This window comes from Chryseobacterium defluvii, assembly GCF_014204415.1.
Lineage (GTDB): Bacteria > Bacteroidota > Bacteroidia > Flavobacteriales > Weeksellaceae > Chryseobacterium > Chryseobacterium defluvii_A.
Genome location: NZ_JACHLE010000001.1, coordinates 727,705 through 744,787, shown reverse-complemented (window position 1 = coordinate 744,787; position 17,083 = coordinate 727,705). Strand labels below are relative to the sequence as shown.

16 protein-coding genes are annotated in these 17,083 nt (G+C 39.1%); 2 read left to right on the top strand and 14 right to left on the bottom strand.

Annotated elements, in window-relative coordinates; genetic code table 11:
* Positions 1-56 precede the first annotated feature (56 nt).
* The 11 genes from HNP38_RS03335 to HNP38_RS03285 form a co-directional block, all read right to left on the bottom strand.
* Positions 57-1,187, bottom strand: a complete 1,131-nt coding sequence (locus tag HNP38_RS03335) for an MBL fold metallo-hydrolase (protein WP_194299324.1) — start codon at positions 1,185-1,187, stop codon at positions 57-59.
* A 32-nt stretch (positions 1,188-1,219) separates the two neighbouring features.
* A complete protein-coding gene (locus HNP38_RS03330; protein WP_184184418.1) occupies positions 1,220-2,248 on the bottom strand; it encodes a bestrophin family protein in 1,029 nt (342 codons plus the stop codon).
* A 164-nt stretch (positions 2,249-2,412) separates the two neighbouring features.
* Positions 2,413-3,708 carry a GEVED domain-containing protein gene (locus HNP38_RS03325; RefSeq protein WP_184184415.1) on the bottom strand — a complete coding sequence of 432 codons (1,296 nt, stop codon included), beginning with the start codon at positions 3,706-3,708 and terminating at the stop codon, positions 2,413-2,415.
* A gap of 101 nt (positions 3,709-3,809) precedes the next feature.
* Complete coding sequence (locus tag HNP38_RS03320) at positions 3,810-4,310, bottom strand: endonuclease V (protein WP_184184412.1); 501 nt, start codon at positions 4,308-4,310, stop codon at positions 3,810-3,812.
* A gap of 60 nt (positions 4,311-4,370) precedes the next feature.
* Complete coding sequence (locus tag HNP38_RS03315) at positions 4,371-5,735, bottom strand: ankyrin repeat domain-containing protein (protein ID WP_184184409.1); 1,365 nt, start codon at positions 5,733-5,735, stop codon at positions 4,371-4,373.
* Positions 5,735-6,886: an ankyrin repeat domain-containing protein gene (locus tag HNP38_RS03310; protein ID WP_184184406.1), complete on the bottom strand. Its 1,152-nt coding sequence runs from the start codon at positions 6,884-6,886 to the stop codon at positions 5,735-5,737. Before HNP38_RS03310 ends, HNP38_RS03315 begins: the two co-directional genes overlap by 1 nt.
* Positions 6,887-6,966: 80 nt before the next feature.
* Entirely contained in the window at positions 6,967-7,329 is a 363-nt protein-coding gene (locus tag HNP38_RS03305; RefSeq protein ID WP_184184403.1) for a glyoxalase, read from the bottom strand.
* The gene (locus tag HNP38_RS03300) at positions 7,326-7,769 is read right to left on the bottom strand and encodes a GNAT family N-acetyltransferase (protein ID WP_184184400.1); all 444 of its coding nucleotides are present in this window, start codon (positions 7,767-7,769) and stop codon (positions 7,326-7,328) included. Before HNP38_RS03300 ends, HNP38_RS03305 begins: the two co-directional genes overlap by 4 nt.
* Positions 7,770-7,858: 89 nt before the next feature.
* Positions 7,859-8,668, bottom strand: coding sequence for an SDR family oxidoreductase (locus HNP38_RS03295; RefSeq protein WP_184184397.1), 810 nt, complete (start codon positions 8,666-8,668; stop codon positions 7,859-7,861).
* Positions 8,669-8,736: 68 nt separating this feature from the next.
* Positions 8,737-9,294 (bottom strand): TetR/AcrR family transcriptional regulator, encoded by a 558-nt coding sequence (locus HNP38_RS03290; protein ID WP_317166694.1) that lies wholly within the window; start codon positions 9,292-9,294, stop codon positions 8,737-8,739.
* A 69-nt stretch (positions 9,295-9,363) separates the two neighbouring features.
* Entirely contained in the window at positions 9,364-10,416 is a 1,053-nt protein-coding gene (locus tag HNP38_RS03285; protein WP_184184392.1) for a M28 family metallopeptidase, read from the bottom strand.
* Positions 10,417-10,505: 89 nt separating this feature from the next.
* On the opposite strand from HNP38_RS03285, the gene HNP38_RS03280 reads away from it, so the two are divergent.
* Positions 10,506-11,645: an aminotransferase class I/II-fold pyridoxal phosphate-dependent enzyme gene (locus HNP38_RS03280; RefSeq protein ID WP_184184387.1), complete on the top strand. Its 1,140-nt coding sequence runs from the start codon at positions 10,506-10,508 to the stop codon at positions 11,643-11,645.
* 436 nt (positions 11,646-12,081) lie between these two features.
* Here HNP38_RS03280 and HNP38_RS03275 read toward each other — a convergent pair whose 3' ends face one another.
* The 3 genes from HNP38_RS03275 to HNP38_RS03265 form a co-directional block, all read right to left on the bottom strand.
* Positions 12,082-14,811 (bottom strand): sodium-translocating pyrophosphatase, encoded by a 2,730-nt coding sequence (locus HNP38_RS03275; RefSeq protein WP_184184384.1) that lies wholly within the window; start codon positions 14,809-14,811, stop codon positions 12,082-12,084.
* 168 nt (positions 14,812-14,979) lie between these two features.
* Positions 14,980-15,591 carry an inorganic pyrophosphatase gene (locus HNP38_RS03270; RefSeq protein WP_184184380.1) on the bottom strand — a complete coding sequence of 204 codons (612 nt, stop codon included), beginning with the start codon at positions 15,589-15,591 and terminating at the stop codon, positions 14,980-14,982.
* A gap of 23 nt (positions 15,592-15,614) precedes the next feature.
* Positions 15,615-16,127 carry a hypothetical protein gene (locus HNP38_RS03265; RefSeq protein ID WP_184184377.1) on the bottom strand — a complete coding sequence of 171 codons (513 nt, stop codon included), beginning with the start codon at positions 16,125-16,127 and terminating at the stop codon, positions 15,615-15,617.
* Positions 16,128-16,299: 172 nt separating this feature from the next.
* Between HNP38_RS03265 and HNP38_RS03260 the strand changes: the two genes are divergently transcribed.
* Positions 16,300-17,082, top strand: coding sequence for an FkbM family methyltransferase (locus HNP38_RS03260; protein ID WP_184184374.1), 783 nt, complete (start codon positions 16,300-16,302; stop codon positions 17,080-17,082).
* The last annotated feature ends 1 nt before the right edge of the window (position 17,083 follow it).

The following is a 17,083-nucleotide window of genomic DNA, read 5'->3' as shown; positions in this document are numbered from 1 at the left end:
AGGTTTACGCTTTTATATCAACTGTTTCATGTTTTTATGAACTAGTGAAATTTTCTTTATTTTACATGTTTCCACCATTGCTGAAACACCTGTGACGGATCATCCAGCCTGATCAGTTCACCTATCATAGGAGTTGCCAGACGGTATGGTTTTGCCTGCGACAGGGCCGAAATCCTTTTCAATGGTTCATCCCAGGGATGCTGTGCCAGTGTGAATTTGGAGTGATGCACCGGAAGCATATTCTTTGCTTTGAGCTCCGTAGTTGCCTGCGCTACTTCTTCAGGCAGCTCGTGCACCGATTGCCAGGCTTTGTTATACTGTCCGCATTCCATAACTGCCCAGTCTATGGCTGGGTATTTTTCAACCATCTTTTTAAATCTTTCACTATAACCGCCATCGCCGCTATAATAGATATTTAAAGCCGGTGACTTGATGAAAAATGACAGCCAGAGGCTTTGTTCTGACTTAAAACCTCTGCCGGAACTGTGATGTGTGGTTTCTGCGAAAATACTGAAACCGGTTTTCACTTTCACTTCATCTCCCCAGTCCTTTTCCAGGATCTGCTTAGAGGAATATCCCCATCTTTCATAATGGGCTCCGGCTCCAAGGCCGCAGATCACATATTTTACTTTAGGCTGCAATGCTTTTACCGTTTCGTAATCCAAATGGTCATAATGGTCGTGGGAAAGAAGCATATAATCAATTTCCGGCATATCCTCGGCAGTATAGATGTCACTGCCTTTATAGGATTTTACGCCCCACGGTAATGGACTGGCTTTACCGGAAAAAACAGGATCCACCAATATCCTTACTCCATCCAGTTGCAGGAAGAAGGAGGAATGTCCGAACCACACCATTACATTTTGGTCTGCCGGAATAACCTTTAGGTTTGTTTTTATGGATGGCAGGGAATCTACAGGTTCACGATGTGGAAACTCTTCAAAAACCGTTTTCTTCAGCTCGCCTAAGACACTATATCCCTTAGTAATGATCGGTTTTTCTATAAGATTCCTGAATTTACCATCCCTGTAGTTGGGCGACCTCTTCACAAATTCCAGCCTTGCTCCTTCCGGCAGCGCCCCGAATTGGGGCTGCTTTACATAAAGATAGGTGACTGCCAGCAATACTATAATCAGTAAAAGGAGGGCTATTAATATTCTCTTTAATACTTTTAAAAGCTTCTTCATTTTTTACTTATGTTTTTTTGAAAAAAGATGAATTACATCAATATATCATTCACAGGCTGTATAGGTTTCGGGATATCTGTTTCACCCAGGATATGCAGAAGATCTATTTCAATGGTTCTGCAAATGGAAAGCATGGGAACATCGGTACCAAATCCTTCAAACGGATTCTCGGAATAGTCGCCGATAAGCTCCATAACCACATAGATCCAGCCTACAACAGTCCCGAACGGGATCATCAGCCAGACTCCTGCTTCACCCAGCTTGGCAAATTCTGCAACAATACCCAATGGCAGCAGGAAAATAAAAATACAGTTGAAAATGAAGCTCAGGTTAGCATACTGACGGGGCAGCGGGAATTTTTTTATCCGCTCGGCCCTTCCCTGATGGTCGTAGAAATCAGAAAGCACTTTCTGCATATCGAGCTGCCTTCTCATATGCAGGATATCCTTTTCTTCCAGCTCTGCAAGTTTCAGCGATTGAAGGTTGATAATTTGTGTTGCCTTATTGGCAGCAGATTTCCAATCGGCTTCATCAGAAAAATATTTTTCTCTTTGTTTCGCATTTAAATAATCCTTAAACAATCCTATTCCTCCATATTCCTGCCTTCTGCGCCCCATCTTACCGAAAAGGCCCCTAAGGCTTGCATGTTCCCATTGCGTTGGGACAAGTAACTGGTCTCTTAAAATATAAAGCCAAGCTATATGGCGGTAGATCAAAGTCTGCTTTATGTGTAGAAGCTCCCGCTCTGTGAGCTGTGTATCCTGGCTGTTGCGTACAAAAGAATTAACCATCACTCCCCAGCTTCTGCTGCTGTTGACTATAGCTCCCCATATTTTTCGGGCCTCCCAGACCCTGTCATAAGACTGATTATTTTTGAAACCAATATAGAAAGCCAGTGCAGTACCAATCAAAGATACAGGAAGCCAGGGTATGGAGATCCACTGCCATCCCACGACTCCATATAAAACCGAAACGATCAGCATATAAGAGGTCAGCCACCATAAATGATGCCCTGCAAACCGTAAAACTGCACCTAAACTAAGGGTTTTTCTTACAATCATTATTTAATCTGTTTTGTTTGACCTGCAAATATAGAAATTAGTATTTTCTGTATCACTAAAGTAGTCAAAAGTCCATATAATATTCAAAACGAAAAACCGGCGAGGCATAGCCTCGCCGGTCCGAAAAAACAAAAAATTGATATGGATATGATTAGATATGTGTTTTATCGCTTTATGATCTTATGGACTGTTGTCTTTTGATTTTCCGTTTCCACCTTCATCAGGTAGGTTCCCGGAACCAGCCGATTTATATCGATCATATCAGAATTCCCTTCTGAAAGCTTCTGGCCGGATAAACTGAATACTTCAACTTTGCGTAAACGATCCGGTGTTTTGATATGTACAATCCCTGTTGTGGGGTTAGGATATATTTTTAAGCTTTCCTTCAAAACTTCCTGTGTTGAAAGGCCGGCAGGAAGGATATTGATAGTATAGTCCTCCACCTGGCCAATAAACCAGCCGGAAGGACAGGGAAGATTTTCCAGTGTACCCATCCAGGAACTGGATTCATATGCTTTCACCAGCCTGAAGCGGGTTTGCCCGGATAACGCCGTTGCCGGAATGGTGATGATCCCTGCAGCGGTCCCCGAATCTGTTCCGGAAACAGGATTGGAATTGTCCAGGTATCCTACATTAAATGTTTCTTCAGCTTCAAAAGCATTATTATGATTAAAATCTATATAAGCATAAGCAGAAACCGTTGTTTGCCCGTGTGTTCCTCCGGTTACTGAGATCGGATATGAATTTTCCTTATTTACATTAAAAATGGTCGATGTAAAATCTTCCATCGTCGCCGAACTGCCGTCAATAGTACTGCTCCGGGTAACTCCTGCAAATTCCACATTGCTTATTTCGCTTACGGTAAGGGTTGTAATGTTCTGATCCCCACAATAAGGAGCGGGAAAAACGGAATTGCTCCCTGTGATATTAACTGAATAATCCTCTGCCTGCCCGGCCCGAAGAGAAGCATCACAGGCTGTAGTAATGGAACTCGGGGCATTGGGGTCAGAATATGCTGCTGTATTGCTGTTTTTAAGGATCCTCATTCTTGTGGTTCCCAATGAGGCATTGGCCGGAATTGTAATGGTATTGGTCACCGTGAAAGCATTTGCCGGGTTGGCAGCTGACAGGCGCCCGATATAGAAACTTTCTCCGGCATCATTGAAACTTCCATTTTGATTAAAGTCAATAAAAGCAACTGCATCGCTGGGAAATGTGCTGGATGGGCCTTTTACGGAGATAGTATAGTTCCCTCCCGCCTGAACGTCGGTAGACAATGAAGTGAAATCTTCATATACCGGCGTGGTTCCGGATTGGAATGGAGAGTTTTGATTAATGTTCCCAAATGTAACCCGGGTTATCATATTACTGTCCGATCCGTACTGAAAAACGGGTTGGCAATACTGTGCAGATACTGCTGGATACAACAGGACAGCAGAAATGATAAATGTCTTCTTCATGAGTCATAAAATTTATTAAGACAAATTTATATTTATTTAGACTTAATAAAAATAATATTCATGCTGACATTTATCAGCTATCGCAATTTTCCTCTAAAATCTTATTCTCTCGTTAATTGATCGAGCTTCTTTAGAAGGGTCGGAATTCTGTAAGGGCCATGCATCTGCTCTATTTTAGAAACTAATATATCTACGTCTGCTCCTTTTGCGGTAAGAAAAAGCGGGGTCTTGCTTTCGCCTCTGTAAATGATTCTTCTTAAAGGATCCGGCGAGGTAAACTCGTTTTTGGCAATTCCGATCACAAGAAATTTTTGCTCCAAAGCGTCAAAAAGATAGCCTCCTAAACCAATTTTGCCTTCCTCATTTAAAGTGACATAGCCGTCTACAATGATGATATCCCCTTCTTTAAGCTCTATTTTCTTCAGCAGACTTAATATACAAGGGAGTTCTCTTTTATAGAAGGCCCCGCTTTCATAATTGGAAGTGATGCTTGTTTCTTCTCTGAAAATATCACTTTCTTTTTCAGAATTCCAGTCTTCAAAAGCAATACATATAGTATTGGCATAATCTTCATAATAATAGGTATCAAAAGCGTAGATCATAATCTGTCGATTATCAGCATCCCAGAGATTCTTAGGTTTGTGATTCCGGGATTTTGGGGTTTATAAAAATTTAAGGTATTCCTGTTTTTTCGCATCAAATTCTTCCTGGGTAAGCACTCCCATATCCAGTAATTCTTTGATCTCTTTCAGGTTTTTCATCACATCTTCCCTGGTGATACCAATTTCTGCAGAAGAAGGAGTATTCGCAGGATTATTTTCTACAGGCTTTAAAGATGTGTTGATCCCGTTTTGGGTATTATAGGCTAAGATCATTTGCACAATCTCGTTAAAACCTTTTATACTTGCATAATCTATGGCTTTCTGCTCTTTTACATTGCTTATCTCCGTATCGGCTTTATGGTCTAGCAGCAGGGCTACAATATCTTTCTTCCCATTTGCAGTAGCATAATGCAATGGCGTATTCTCCGAACCGTCACGGATATCCGCATGGGCTCCGTTTTCCAGCAGCAGTTTAACCATAAAAATATGCCCGTTCTTTACTGCCAGATGCAGCAGGCTCTCTCCTCCATAAGTATAGCGTCCATACAGAGTATAAGTACTCGTCATGGAAAGGCTGGTTGCTGTTTCCACATATTCCAGGTAGCTGTCCATATAGCTTTCATATCCTTGTACGGGTAACTGATAGTTAACATCTAATCCGCGCTCCAAAAACATCTGTACGATCTCTTTCTGGTTATTTCCACAAGCTTCATATATTGGGGACAGCCCTTCTTTACTGGTTACAAAAACATCAGCACCTGCATTCAGCAGTTCTTTGATGATCAGGCGTTGTGCATCATAACAGGAGATCAGCAAAGGGGTTTCGCCTTTATTATTCACTGCATCTTTATCCAGACCTAATTCCAGGCACCATTTTACAAGCGGGAAATTCTTTAGTTTTACCGCCAGATGCAGTAAGGTATCCCCTGTCTTGGTGGTTTGGAAAGGATCGGCTCCGTTCTCAATCAAAAGATCGACAACCGGTTTTTTGAGATGGTAAAAAGCTATTATTAACGGAGTTTCTCCATCATTATTTTCGATGTCCGCTTCTATTCCCTGATCGATCAGGATTTTAGTTAATTTTATCTGCCCGATCCGTGCAGCCAGGTGAAGCAGGCTGTTTCCCTGATAGTCTTTTACATTAATATTAGCTCCTTTTTCTATAAGCAGAGTTGCCGTAGTTGTCTGATTTTGGAGGAAAGCAAAATACAGCGGGGTTTCTCCATTATGATCTTCATAATTCTTATCGGCACCTTTTTCCAGAAGTTTCTCACAGATATCCGTAAACCCGTGATGGGCCGCATAATGTAATGCCGTTCTGCCCTTTTCGTCGGTATAGCCAGGGGCTACCTGTTCCTGATCCAATAATAATTCCGCAATTTTTCTTTTCCCGGCTTCACAGGCCTGTATAAATGATAATGACATTATTTCGTGCTTAAATGTTTTAGTAACAAAGAAAGTGTTTTAGATTTCAGATCGTCATCCTGAGCCATATCGACAGGGGTTTTATCCTGATCGTTCACAAGGCCTGGGCTGGCTCCTCTCTCAAGCAGGAGCTTTACTTTTTTGTACATCTCCTGCGCCTTATGCTGCTCATAATTAAGGTTCTCTGAGCATACATAATGCAGCCAGCTGTTTCCTGCATTATCCTGCCTGTTGGCATCAAAATCGTCTTGGCCGGCGACCAGCTCAAGTCCGGCTAAGCTTTTTAAAGCAATGATCTGTGCCGGTGTTTTTTCTTCATAATAGGCATTTCTTTCTGCCTGAAATATATCAGCTCCTGCTTCCAGCAGCTTTTGCATCAGTTTAATTTCTGTATCCCAGGAAAGAGGACTGTAATCTGCAAATTCAAAGAAAAAAGTCTGGCCGTTCTTATTTTTCAGGTCCAGGCGGATAGGCTCATGATTAAATAACAATTCAACCAGATCCGTATCCATAGCGGTAAAGAATGCTTTATGATAAGGAGTTTCTCCATTTTTGTTCTGAATGTTTAGTTCTGCTCCATATTGGAGATAAAGCTCAACAAGCTCTGTGTTTTTCCTGGCGATCGCCTCAAACATCACTGTATTTCCTCCGGCATTCTGTGCATTTACATTTAATCCTTCGTCCAGAAGAAACCGGATAATCTGAATATCCTGTGTATAAAAAAGCAGATTCTCGCCTCTTGAACTTATCCGGCTGACATCACAGCCATGATCTATGAGTTTTTGAATGAAAGGCAAAGCACTTCTGTTTTCTACAGAATAAGCCAGCCATGTAACTCCCATGAGTTCATCATCTATGTTTTCAATCTGAGGCAAAAGCTTATCCATAAATTCCAGTAACTCTTCTGTAGCAGGTGCTTTGGAAAACATACTGAAAATAGTATATTCAAATTTTTCGTATTCGAAAACATCCAGTGAGATATGTTCTTTTTCTATAAATAATTCTAAAAGCTCAAATGCATTTGCTTCAATTATTCTCTGGTAAGCCTGTGCAGCCATGAAAGGCTGTATATCCCACTGTCCGCCATTTTTCAATAAAGCTGCTGCCAATGTGAAATCCTGTTTCATAATGGCCTCATTGATCTCGTTCATCAGAATTTTGTTTATTAGTTTGAGTTAAAATAAAAATTTATTCCGGTATTATGATCATTGTGCCCCGGATATAAGTGTAATTAAAAAAACTCACCGAAATGCCATAAAATTCCTGAAGGATCATGCACAAAGCATTCTTTTCCCCAAGGCATGGTTCTCACGGGTGTAAGCTTTACTTCTTCATACTTTTCAGTCAGGTTAAGGGTTACAAGCTCCTGCCAGTATTCGTCTGCACTTTCAACTTCTACGAAGATCATGGTATTTTCTACCCAGTCTTTTACATAAGTGTTCTGAAGATAGAAAGCAATAGATTGATTTTTAAACAATGACAGACTTGGTTCTAAAATGACTTCTTCAAATCCAAGATCAGAATAAAATGACCTGCTGATTTCAAAGTTTTCTGCACCAATAAACGGGCGGATAGATTTTAATGTATGTTTCATATTTTTTTGTTTTTCCAGTGATGATAAGTCATTTCAAATTTGATCTCTCTTTTTCCGTGGGTTCCGGTCTCCTTCCAACCGGATTTTCTGTAAAATATTTCTGCTCTTGTATCCGGGGAAGTTCCAAGCCAGAGGTTTTCTTTAGTCTGTTCAAAATACCAGTCCAGCATTACATCATGGAGCTTTCTCCCTATTCCCTGCTTCTCGAAATCCGGATGTAGAAATAAAGCCCAGACATTATGCTCTTTCATATCTATAATTGAAAAACCAACAATCCGGCTATTGATCTCGCAAACCCAGCCTTTTCCTCTTTCGAAAAGGAATTCTTTACAGTCTTCATCTGTTACAAGGCCGGGATCCGATAATGTATTTTCTTTGACTGAATTTCTTACAATCTGGATCTGAGGTATATCCTCCATCCTAGCTTCCCGAATAATCATTATTGTTTTTTAAGAACAGTAAATATATTTAAAATCCAATAAAAAAGCCTATAACTGAGTTACAGGCTTTACATTTTATATAGGAAAAATTATATTTCAAGGAAGATCTTCTTTACTTCTTTCCGGAAGTTTTCCTGTCCTGCTGCATTTCTTAATTCAAATAATTCTTTGGCATCATTTCCGGCAATATATTTCAACTGTTGATTTCTATCTGTAGCTGCTTCATATACCACTTCTGCAATCTGTTCGGCACTGGAGTAAGCAGCGCGTCTTTCGGGATTGGTAAATGCATTGAATACTTTTGAGAATATCTCTTCATAAGCATCATGTTTACACAGATCGAGGCTTCGGCCTGCAAAATCGGTGGCAATTCCTCCGGGAGCAACTGTTTTTACCGTAATTCCAAACGGTTCCAGCTCATAAGTTAAACTCTCGCTCCATCCTTCTAAGGCAAATTTAGTGGCATGATAAACGGAATTCATCGGAAAAGTAACAGATCCTCCGATGGAAGTTGTGGAAATAAACATTCCTTTGCCTTTTTCACGGAAATGAGGAAGGAATGCCTGTGTAACTCTCATTACTCCTAACAAGTTGGTATTAATGTTCCTGAATATCTGGTCTTCATCTGCTCCTTCAAATGGTCCTGCTAAACCATACCCTGCATTGTTAAAAACCACATCTACATTATATTTAGAAACTACTTCAGAAATTACGCGGCGTACCTGTTCTTTATCTGTTACGTCCAATGCCATCAAGGTTACATTCGGAAGCTCATTCAGTTCTGTTTCATTTTCCGGCTTGCGCATGGTGGCAATTACATTCCAGCCTTTTGCGGCAAAAAGTTTAACGGCTGCTTTTCCTAATCCGGTGGAAGTTCCGGTCATAAAAATTGTGTTCATTGTGTTCAATATTTTTTGTATTTATAATTTTGGAATGAATGTTCATTCCATTTTTGATTTAAAATTTTTTATTCCTTTAGCGCATCCCATACCATTCTCATCTGCTGATCCAGGTACTGATCTCTATCATTTTCCTCAATGCTCAGCATCCATCGGACGTATGTGGTAAGTGTTCCGGCCAGGAATTGTAAAATGGCATCCATGCTCATTTTTTTAATTATTCCATCCTCCTGACCTTTCCTGATTAATTCCAAAACCGGTAAAAACTCTGTCTTACCTTCATCCTTTGTACATTCTGAAATGATGGGTGAATTTTGCAGCTGATCCATAAAAGCAAAACATTCCGGATAGTGGATGTTGAAATCAACAAATGCCTTATAGTATTCTAAAAATTTAATTTTCAATGAAGATTCATCATGGGTCCTCTGCGTAATGAACTGAATTTCCAAGCTTTTAATGTACAGATATATAGCATTAATAAGCTCCTCTTTTGTGGCGAAATAATTATAGATAGTCCCCATTCCGGTTCCTGCAGCTTTTGCAATAGCCGACATTGGGGTAGCTTGTACTCCTTTCTCCGTCAGCAGCTTCATTGCTGCGTTAATTATTTGTTCTCTCTTATCCACGATGCAAAAATACAAAAGCTGGAATGATCATTCCAACTTTTGTTTGTTAAATTATTCTTAAATGTAATTTTACTTTCTGTCTACAACAATTCGGTCTGCTCTGTTGGCTATATCCCATGCAGTTGTAAAAATAAGCTGTGTTCTTTTCTCCAGCATTGAATAATCTATTTTCTCCACATCATCTGTCGGCTTATGATAATCTTCATGGATCCCGTCAAAATAGAAAGCAACCGGAATATTATTTTTTGCAAAATTATAATGATCAGACCTGTAGTATAATCTTTGGGGATCTTTCGGGTCATCATATTTATAATTCAGCTCCAGATTATTTGTCTTTTTATTGGCTGCTTCATTGATCACTTTCAGTTCAGAGCTCAGCATTTCGGAACCGATCACATATACATAACTTTTTCCTCTGTTTTCAGCATCATCCCGCCCGATCATATCGATATTAAGATCTACGACGGTATTGGCAAGCGGAAATACCGGATTATCCGTATAATATTCTGATCCGAACAAACCATGCTCCTCTCCTGTTACGTGAAGGAACAAAATTGATCTTTTAGGCCCGTTTCCTGCATTTTTAGCATTCTGAAATGCTTTGGCGATTTCCATCACGGCAACAGTTCCGCTTCCGTCGTCGTCTGCACCGTTGTAAACCACACCGTTTTGTGTCCCCACATGATCGTAATGGGCAGAGATCACTACAATTTCTTCCGGTTTCTCGGTTCCTTCAATAAAGGCTAAAATGTTTTCAGAATCAGGCAGGTTTCCACCGCCTCTTTTTTTCATAAAATCAGACGGCACTTTCTGGTAAAAGGAGCCTAATGCCTTCGGATAGGAAATTCCCAATCCTTTATAGTAGCTGATCATATACTCTCCGGCCTTTTTCTGTCCCGGGCTTCCGGTATCTCTTCCTCCCATTTCGTCGGAAGCAATTACATACAGATTTTTCTTTAAATCATCGGCTTTAATGGTTTTATAAGCAGATTGGAATGCTTTGTCTCCTTTTAAACCTGAATTGGCTGTTTGAACAGGTTTTTCGGTAGTATTGGAAACTTTGGATGTTCCACAGCTTACCATCAAGGCAACAGAAAATAGCGGAATAAGTATTTTTTTCATTTTAAAGATAATTTGCCTAAAAATAGCAAAATTTATTTAATTTATATAGAATTCCTATTTTTCTTATATTTGATATAAATGCAAAATAGATGGAAAATATTTATGGATTTACTCATTACTCTTTTTTCACCGAGATGTCCGAACTGGCTTCCCGCCACCAAAGTTTTGACCTTTCATTAGGATTGCCTGATTTTGACATTGATGAACGCCTAAAATACTACCTGAAAGAGTCAGCAGATCTTGACAACCATAATTATGAACCCTTAGCCGGCAATCCTGTATTAATTGAAAATATCATTAAGTTTAACAGTAAACGCAAAAATGACCTGCAACTCAAAAAAGAAGAAATAAGTATTGTTCCCTGTGCCACCTTTGCTTTATATACATCTCTTAAATCCGTTTTAAACCAGGGAGATGAAGTGATTGTTATTCAGCCTTCCTATTATACTTATGGTCCTTCTATAGTCCTTAACGGCGGTACTCCGGTATATTATGATCTTGACAATGATTTTGTTATTAACTGGGAAAAGTTTCAACAATATATTTCACAAAAAACTAAAGCCATTATTGTCAATTCTCCACAAAACCCGACCGGAAAAATTTTAAGCCAGGATGACTGGAACCAGCTTTATGAGCTGATCAAAGACAAGGAAATCTATCTGATCTCGGAGGAAATTTATGATACTTACTGTTATGACGGGACTGAACATTACAGTTCATTCATTCACCCGAATCTCAGGAAAAGGACTTTCTGTATTTTTTCTTTTGGTAAAATGTTTCATTCTACCGGTTGGAAAGTAAGCTATTTACTGGCTTCTGAGGAATTGACCCACAGGTTCAGATGCCATCAGCAATATATCTCATACAGTGCCAACGCTCCTGCACAGTATGCTTTGGCAAAATATCTTGAAATTTTTGACCCTTCCGCGAATCAGGGTACCATGCAGAGAAAGCGGGATATTTTTAACGAACTGGTTAAGGAAACTCCTTTATATGTTGAGCAGAAAGCGGAGGGAAGTGTTTTTCAGATAGTCAATTTCAGAAATGTGTCTAAAACCATGACGGATGTGGAATTCTCAAAATGGCTGACGGTAGAAAAGAAGGTGGCGTGTCTTCCACTCTCGGCTTTTTATAATTCGAGGCATGATTCTGATTATATACGATTTAGCTTTGCTAAAAGGGATGAAGTGATCATTCAGGCATTGGAACACCTGAAAAAGAATTTGTAGCCCTATTTTTAATACTAGTTATTTTGTGAAAATTTCACGGGGTTTGAGACGGATTGTTTGGATTGACTTTGTAAAACCACTTCGTTGGCTTCCTTCGGAATGATAAATATTATGCTTGACTATTTAATTTGCAGTCAGTAGGAATTATTTATCTTTCTTATGGTATTTACTCACACAGTTTGTCATTCTGCAAAAATTTAATCTGCTAATTTTTAAAGATCATGTTTAGATTCCTCCGGAATGACAAAGATTATGTTTAATTATTTAATTGGTACTTAGCGGGATTTATTTATCTTACTTATGGTATTTTTACATAGTTTGTCATTCTGTAAGAATCTGATTTGTTAATTTTTAAAGGTCATGTTTAAATGTATCTGGCATAAAAATAAAACACACCACAAATTGCGGTGTGTTTTATTTTTTTATATTAAACTTTTTACAAAGAAAGGACCCGTACGTCTATTCTCCTGTTCTTAGCTTTACATTCATCTGTATCATTGGCTTCGCAAACCGGATGCTGAGAACCATAACCTTCTGCTTCCACCCTGTCCGATACAATTCCCAATTCCAGTAATTTAAGTTTGGCAGTTTGGGCTCTTAAGTTAGAGAGCTTCTGATTGCTTTCTTCATTACCGGTATTGTCTGTGTATCCGCCTAATTTAACTTTTAATTCAGGATAAGCATTTAAAATTTCAGCCAGATTAAGCAGCTGAGTTTCGGAACCGGGTTTCAGATCACTTGATCCGGTTTCAAAATAAAGATTTTCAATAGTATACCAGTTGTTGGGATCCAGGACAGCCTGATCTTTTTGTTTAACAGCATTATACATCTGATATAAACGGCTGTTTTCACCAAGGGATATCTTATTGCCTCCTTTTAATTCAACTTCCTGAATATTTCCGGTTTCGTACACGAAATCTCCGCTTTCATTCAAATGACCTTTGATATCAGTTGAAGCCAAAGCTGCTTTTACTCCTTCTGCAGTATCAGAATAGACACCTGATATTCCTATAAGGCTTTCAATTTTTGCCTTTCTGTTGGCTTCAATCTTATCCTTATGAAGACTTGCCAAAGTAGGTGCAATCACCAATGAGACTATGGACATTAATTTGATAAGAATGTTCATAGAAGGCCCGGAGGTATCTTTGAACGGATCTCCTACTGTATCTCCCGTTACGGATGCTTTATGAGGCTCAGATCCTTTATAATAAGTCTGTCCGTTGATATCAACTCCTTTTTCAAAGGATTTTTTGGCATTATCCCAGGCACCACCGGCATTATTCTGGAACATTCCCATTAGAACACCGCTTACGGTAGCTCCCGCTAAAAATCCTCCTAAAACCTCAGGCCCGAAAATAAATCCTACCAAAAGTGGAGAAATAATGGCTATAGCTCCCGGAAGCAACATCTTTTTAATGGATGCATCTGTAGAAATGGCTACACATTTTTCATATTCAGGCTCGGCTTTTCCTTCCAAAATTCCGGGAATCTCACGGAACTGTCTTCTTACTTCCTCTACCATTGCCATAGCAGCTTTACCTACCGCGGTGATCGCCAGAGATGAGAAGATAAAAGGAATCATACCTCCTACAAACAAACCGGCTAAAACGTCTGCCCTGTAAATATCAATTCCATCGATTCCTGCAATTCCTACAAACGCTGCAAATAAGGCCAAAGCCGTTAAAGCTGCTGAAGCAATTGCAAATCCTTTTCCGGTTGCTGCCGTTGTATTACCTACGGCATCCAGTATATCTGTTTTTTCTCGTACTTCTTTCGGAAGCTCACTCATTTCGGCAATTCCCCCGGCATTATCCGCAATTGGCCCGAAAGCATCAATAGCCAGCTGCATGGCTGTAGTTGCCATCATTCCAGCTGCTGCAATGGCAACCCCGTAAAGGCCTGCACATAGATAGGAACCGTAAATTCCTCCGGCTAATACTATAATAGGAAGCAAAGTAGATTCCATCCCTACAGAAAGTCCGCCGATAATATTGGTGGCATGTCCTGTTGAAGATTGTCTTACGATACTTGAGACAGGCTTTTTACCCATCGCCGTATAATATTCCGTAATAATACTCATTAAAGTTCCTACGACCAGTCCTACCATAATAGCCCCGAACACTCCCATTTTTGTAAATTCATGACCTCTCAGTACCATGGTTTCCGGCAATATATAGTTTACTAAAAAGTAGGAAGCTATGGCCGTGATCACTATACTTCCCCAGTTTCCAAGATTAAGGGCATTCTGAACATTGGAAGTAGATGCTCCTTCATTGTCATTGATCCTCACAAACAAGGTGCCTATTATAGAGAAAATAATTCCTGTCCCAGCAATCATCATAGGCAATAAGATAGGTGCAAAACCACCAAAGGCGTCTTCAGAAATGGTTTCACGTCCCAGTACCATTGTTGCCAGAACCGTTGCTACATAAGACCCGAATAAGTCAGCTCCCATTCCTGCAACATCACCTACATTATCTCCCACGTTATCTGCAATAGTAGCAGGGTTTCGCGGGTCATCTTCCGGAATTCCGGCTTCCACCTTACCTACCAGGTCAGCTCCTACGTCTGCAGCTTTTGTGTAAATACCGCCTCCAACTCTTGCAAACAGTGCAATGGATTCTGCCCCTAAGGAAAATCCTGTAAGAATTTCAATGGCTCTTTCCATTTCATGTGAGTCTGTTGGTGCATCGGGTGCAAAGATCTGCTTAATGATCAGGAAAAGAGCTCCCAATCCCAAAACAGCCAGCCCGGCAACTCCCATTCCCATTACAGAACCTCCTGTAAAGGACACTTTAAGGGCTTTGGAAAGAGATGTTTTTGCAGCTTCTGCAGTTCGCACATTGGCTTTCGTAGCGATCTTCATTCCAATGAAGCCTGCCAATGCTGAAAATACTGCCCCGACAACAAAAGCAATCCCGATACTCCAGTGTGAATTGGCATTGCTCATTCCCATTACGCCCAATAAAACAGCTACAATTACTACGAAATAGGTCAAAATCTTGTACTCGGCTTTCAGAAAGGCCATGGCACCGTCAGCGATATGTCCGCTGATAATTTTCATTTTTTCATTTCCGGCATTTTGCTTGGTTACCCAGTTACTCTGAATAAAAGTATAGAGTAAAGCAATCACACCAAAAATTGGTACTAACACAAATAGATCCATAGTTTAACTTTTTTTTAGTAATAAAGAATTAAATATAATAAATAATTCTCATGAAAATACCAAAAATATTACACCTATATATAATTTATATTATAATAGACCCATTCTATAAACAAAAAAGGATAAATGAAACCTCATTTACCCTTTATATTTTTATCGAAAGAAATTTTATCCTCCGAATTTATTGGCGTAATCTGTCTGTGCTGCCCTAATCACTTTTCTGGCATGTTCTGCACCATATACTTCCTGGATTCTACATTTTGCAGGCTCATCCGGAAGGTTTTTATAGGTAAGGAAATAGTGCATCAGTCTTCTTACTTCTGCTTCAGGCAATTCGGCGACATCCCTGAAATGTCCGAAAGCATGGTCACCTACCATTACCGCTACGATCTTATCATCAGCCTCTCCGCCGTCAATCATTTTGAAACCACCAATTGGAATAGCTTCCATCAGCATTCCTCCTGCATGAATATTGTGTGAGCTCAGTACACAGATATCCAATGGGTCATGATCACCCATGGTTACATCATCTGCACCCATTTCAACAGCGAGTTCTTTTACTTCGTCGTGGCAGTAAGTTCTTGGAACAAATCCATATAATGCCGGAATGATATTAGAGAATTTCTGAGGTCTGTCAACCTTTAAATATCCGGTTTCCTTGTCTACTTCATATTTAATAGTATCCGAAGGAACAATTTCCACAAATACATTTACAACATTGGGCGCATCTTCCCCCGCAGAAATCCCGTGCCATGGATGTGCTTTAAAATTTGGAATCATTATTTATCTGTTTTATTTTTTAATTAAGCTATTATTAAAATTTCTCTTCTCATATCTTCCATTGTGGCTGCGATATAATCTTCACCATTTATATAGTTCATAATGAAAACGGTTTTAAATTCATCCAAATCAGGATTGTTATTTAAGCTTTCATAAGTTTTGTGAAGCAAATCTATCACTGCATTTTTAGAATTCACAATATTCTGCCATGAACTTTTTGTTAAATATAGCTGTTGTGAGGAGTTATACTCAAATTCTTCATTAATGGTTTTTTCCGTCAGAAAAATAAATTCATGAACGGCAAGGCCTTTATCAAACCTCTGAACGAGATTGGAAGGCTTCATTCTTTCCAGAAAAAGGGTCATTCTTTCATAAGAATGGGTTTTGTTTTCGGAGTTTGATTTTACGGAAAGCAATTTTATTTCCTGGTTTTTTAATTTGATATAAGTATGTACAAACTGTCTCAGCAAAACCAGAAACGGTATTGCAACAATCAATGCAAAAGCATACGGCAGATATCCTGAAAAACTTGTCATAATTTGAGGAGGCAAAATTACTAATATTTTAGCTATTTCTCATTATTTTCAGCTTTTTAATTTGCTTATATTTCTTTACTCCTTCGAATGAAAAAGTGAATTAATAGAAGTTATTCGTTTAAAATTTGATAATTACATTAATTTTGCAGTCTTAATCACTGAACAACTAAAAATGTCTTTTAAAAATTATATCTCGAAGCTGGTCTTCTGTAATGGGATAAGCAACAGCTTTAAAACATTTACGGCCCTTATCATCAATTCTAAAAGATATAGTTCAAGGTTTAAGAAAAACACTCTGGATCTAAACAATAATGAAACTTTTGTCTATCATTTAAAGAGCGGGAAAAATAAATTTAAGTTCTATTTAAGGACATTTAAAGGGGATATTGATATTTTTTATGAGGTATTCTGGAGAAAGACTTATGACAGGCATCTTTCTTTTCTGAAAAAAGAACCTGTAATCATTGTTGATCTGGGTGCTCATATCGGGATGACCTCTGTATACCTGGCTTTGAAATACCCTCATTCTAAGATCTATGCTATAGAAGCTTCTTCAGAGAACTTCGAACTGTTAAAAGTCAATACGGAAGCTTTTAAAAACATTACCTGCATTCATGCAGCAGCTTATTTTGAAGACGGAATGATTAATTTTGGTAACAATGAACTTTCCTATAATCAGATGATCTCTGAAAACGGTGATCCGGTAAAAGCTTTATCGATAGAAACACTGATGAGAACTCATGATCTTTCGCATATAGACCTGATCAAAATTGATATTGAAGGCGGAGAAACGGAATTGTTATCCAGAAATAATTCATGGCTTAAGCTTGTGGATCATACCATTATCGAGATCCATACACCTTATACTCCTTCTGATTTACGTGATGATATCCAGCCATATGGCTTTGAGATAAAGTCTGAAAAGGACAGCGTATTATTTGCTGCCAAGAAGTAGA

Bases quoted from the DNA above. Each gene is read 5' to 3' on its own strand.
- HNP38_RS03335 (WP_194299324.1), bottom strand. From the start codon at position 1,187: ATGAAGAAGCTTTTAAAAGTATTAAAGAGAATATTAATAGCCCTCCTT.
- HNP38_RS03330 (WP_184184418.1), bottom strand. From the start codon at position 2,248: ATGATTGTAAGAAAAACCCTTAGTTTAGGTGCAGTTTTACGGTTTGCA.
- HNP38_RS03325 (WP_184184415.1), bottom strand. From the start codon at position 3,708: ATGAAGAAGACATTTATCATTTCTGCTGTCCTGTTGTATCCAGCAGTA.
- HNP38_RS03320 (WP_184184412.1), bottom strand. From the start codon at position 4,310: ATGATCTACGCTTTTGATACCTATTATTATGAAGATTATGCCAATACT.
- HNP38_RS03315 (WP_184184409.1), bottom strand. From the start codon at position 5,735: ATGTCATTATCATTTATACAGGCCTGTGAAGCCGGGAAAAGAAAAATT.
- HNP38_RS03310 (WP_184184406.1), bottom strand. From the start codon at position 6,886: ATGAACGAGATCAATGAGGCCATTATGAAACAGGATTTCACATTGGCA.
- HNP38_RS03305 (WP_184184403.1), bottom strand. From the start codon at position 7,329: ATGAAACATACATTAAAATCTATCCGCCCGTTTATTGGTGCAGAAAAC.
- HNP38_RS03300 (WP_184184400.1), bottom strand. From the start codon at position 7,769: ATGATTATTCGGGAAGCTAGGATGGAGGATATACCTCAGATCCAGATT.
- HNP38_RS03295 (WP_184184397.1), bottom strand. From the start codon at position 8,668: ATGAACACAATTTTTATGACCGGAACTTCCACCGGATTAGGAAAAGCA.
- HNP38_RS03285 (WP_184184392.1), bottom strand. From the start codon at position 10,416: ATGAAAAAAATACTTATTCCGCTATTTTCTGTTGCCTTGATGGTAAGC.
- HNP38_RS03280 (WP_184184387.1), top strand. From the start codon at position 10,506: ATGGAAAATATTTATGGATTTACTCATTACTCTTTTTTCACCGAGATG.
- HNP38_RS03275 (WP_184184384.1), bottom strand. From the start codon at position 14,811: ATGGATCTATTTGTGTTAGTACCAATTTTTGGTGTGATTGCTTTACTC.
- HNP38_RS03270 (WP_184184380.1), bottom strand. From the start codon at position 15,591: ATGATTCCAAATTTTAAAGCACATCCATGGCACGGGATTTCTGCGGGG.
- HNP38_RS03265 (WP_184184377.1), bottom strand. From the start codon at position 16,127: ATGACAAGTTTTTCAGGATATCTGCCGTATGCTTTTGCATTGATTGTT.
- HNP38_RS03260 (WP_184184374.1), top strand. From the start codon at position 16,300: ATGTCTTTTAAAAATTATATCTCGAAGCTGGTCTTCTGTAATGGGATA.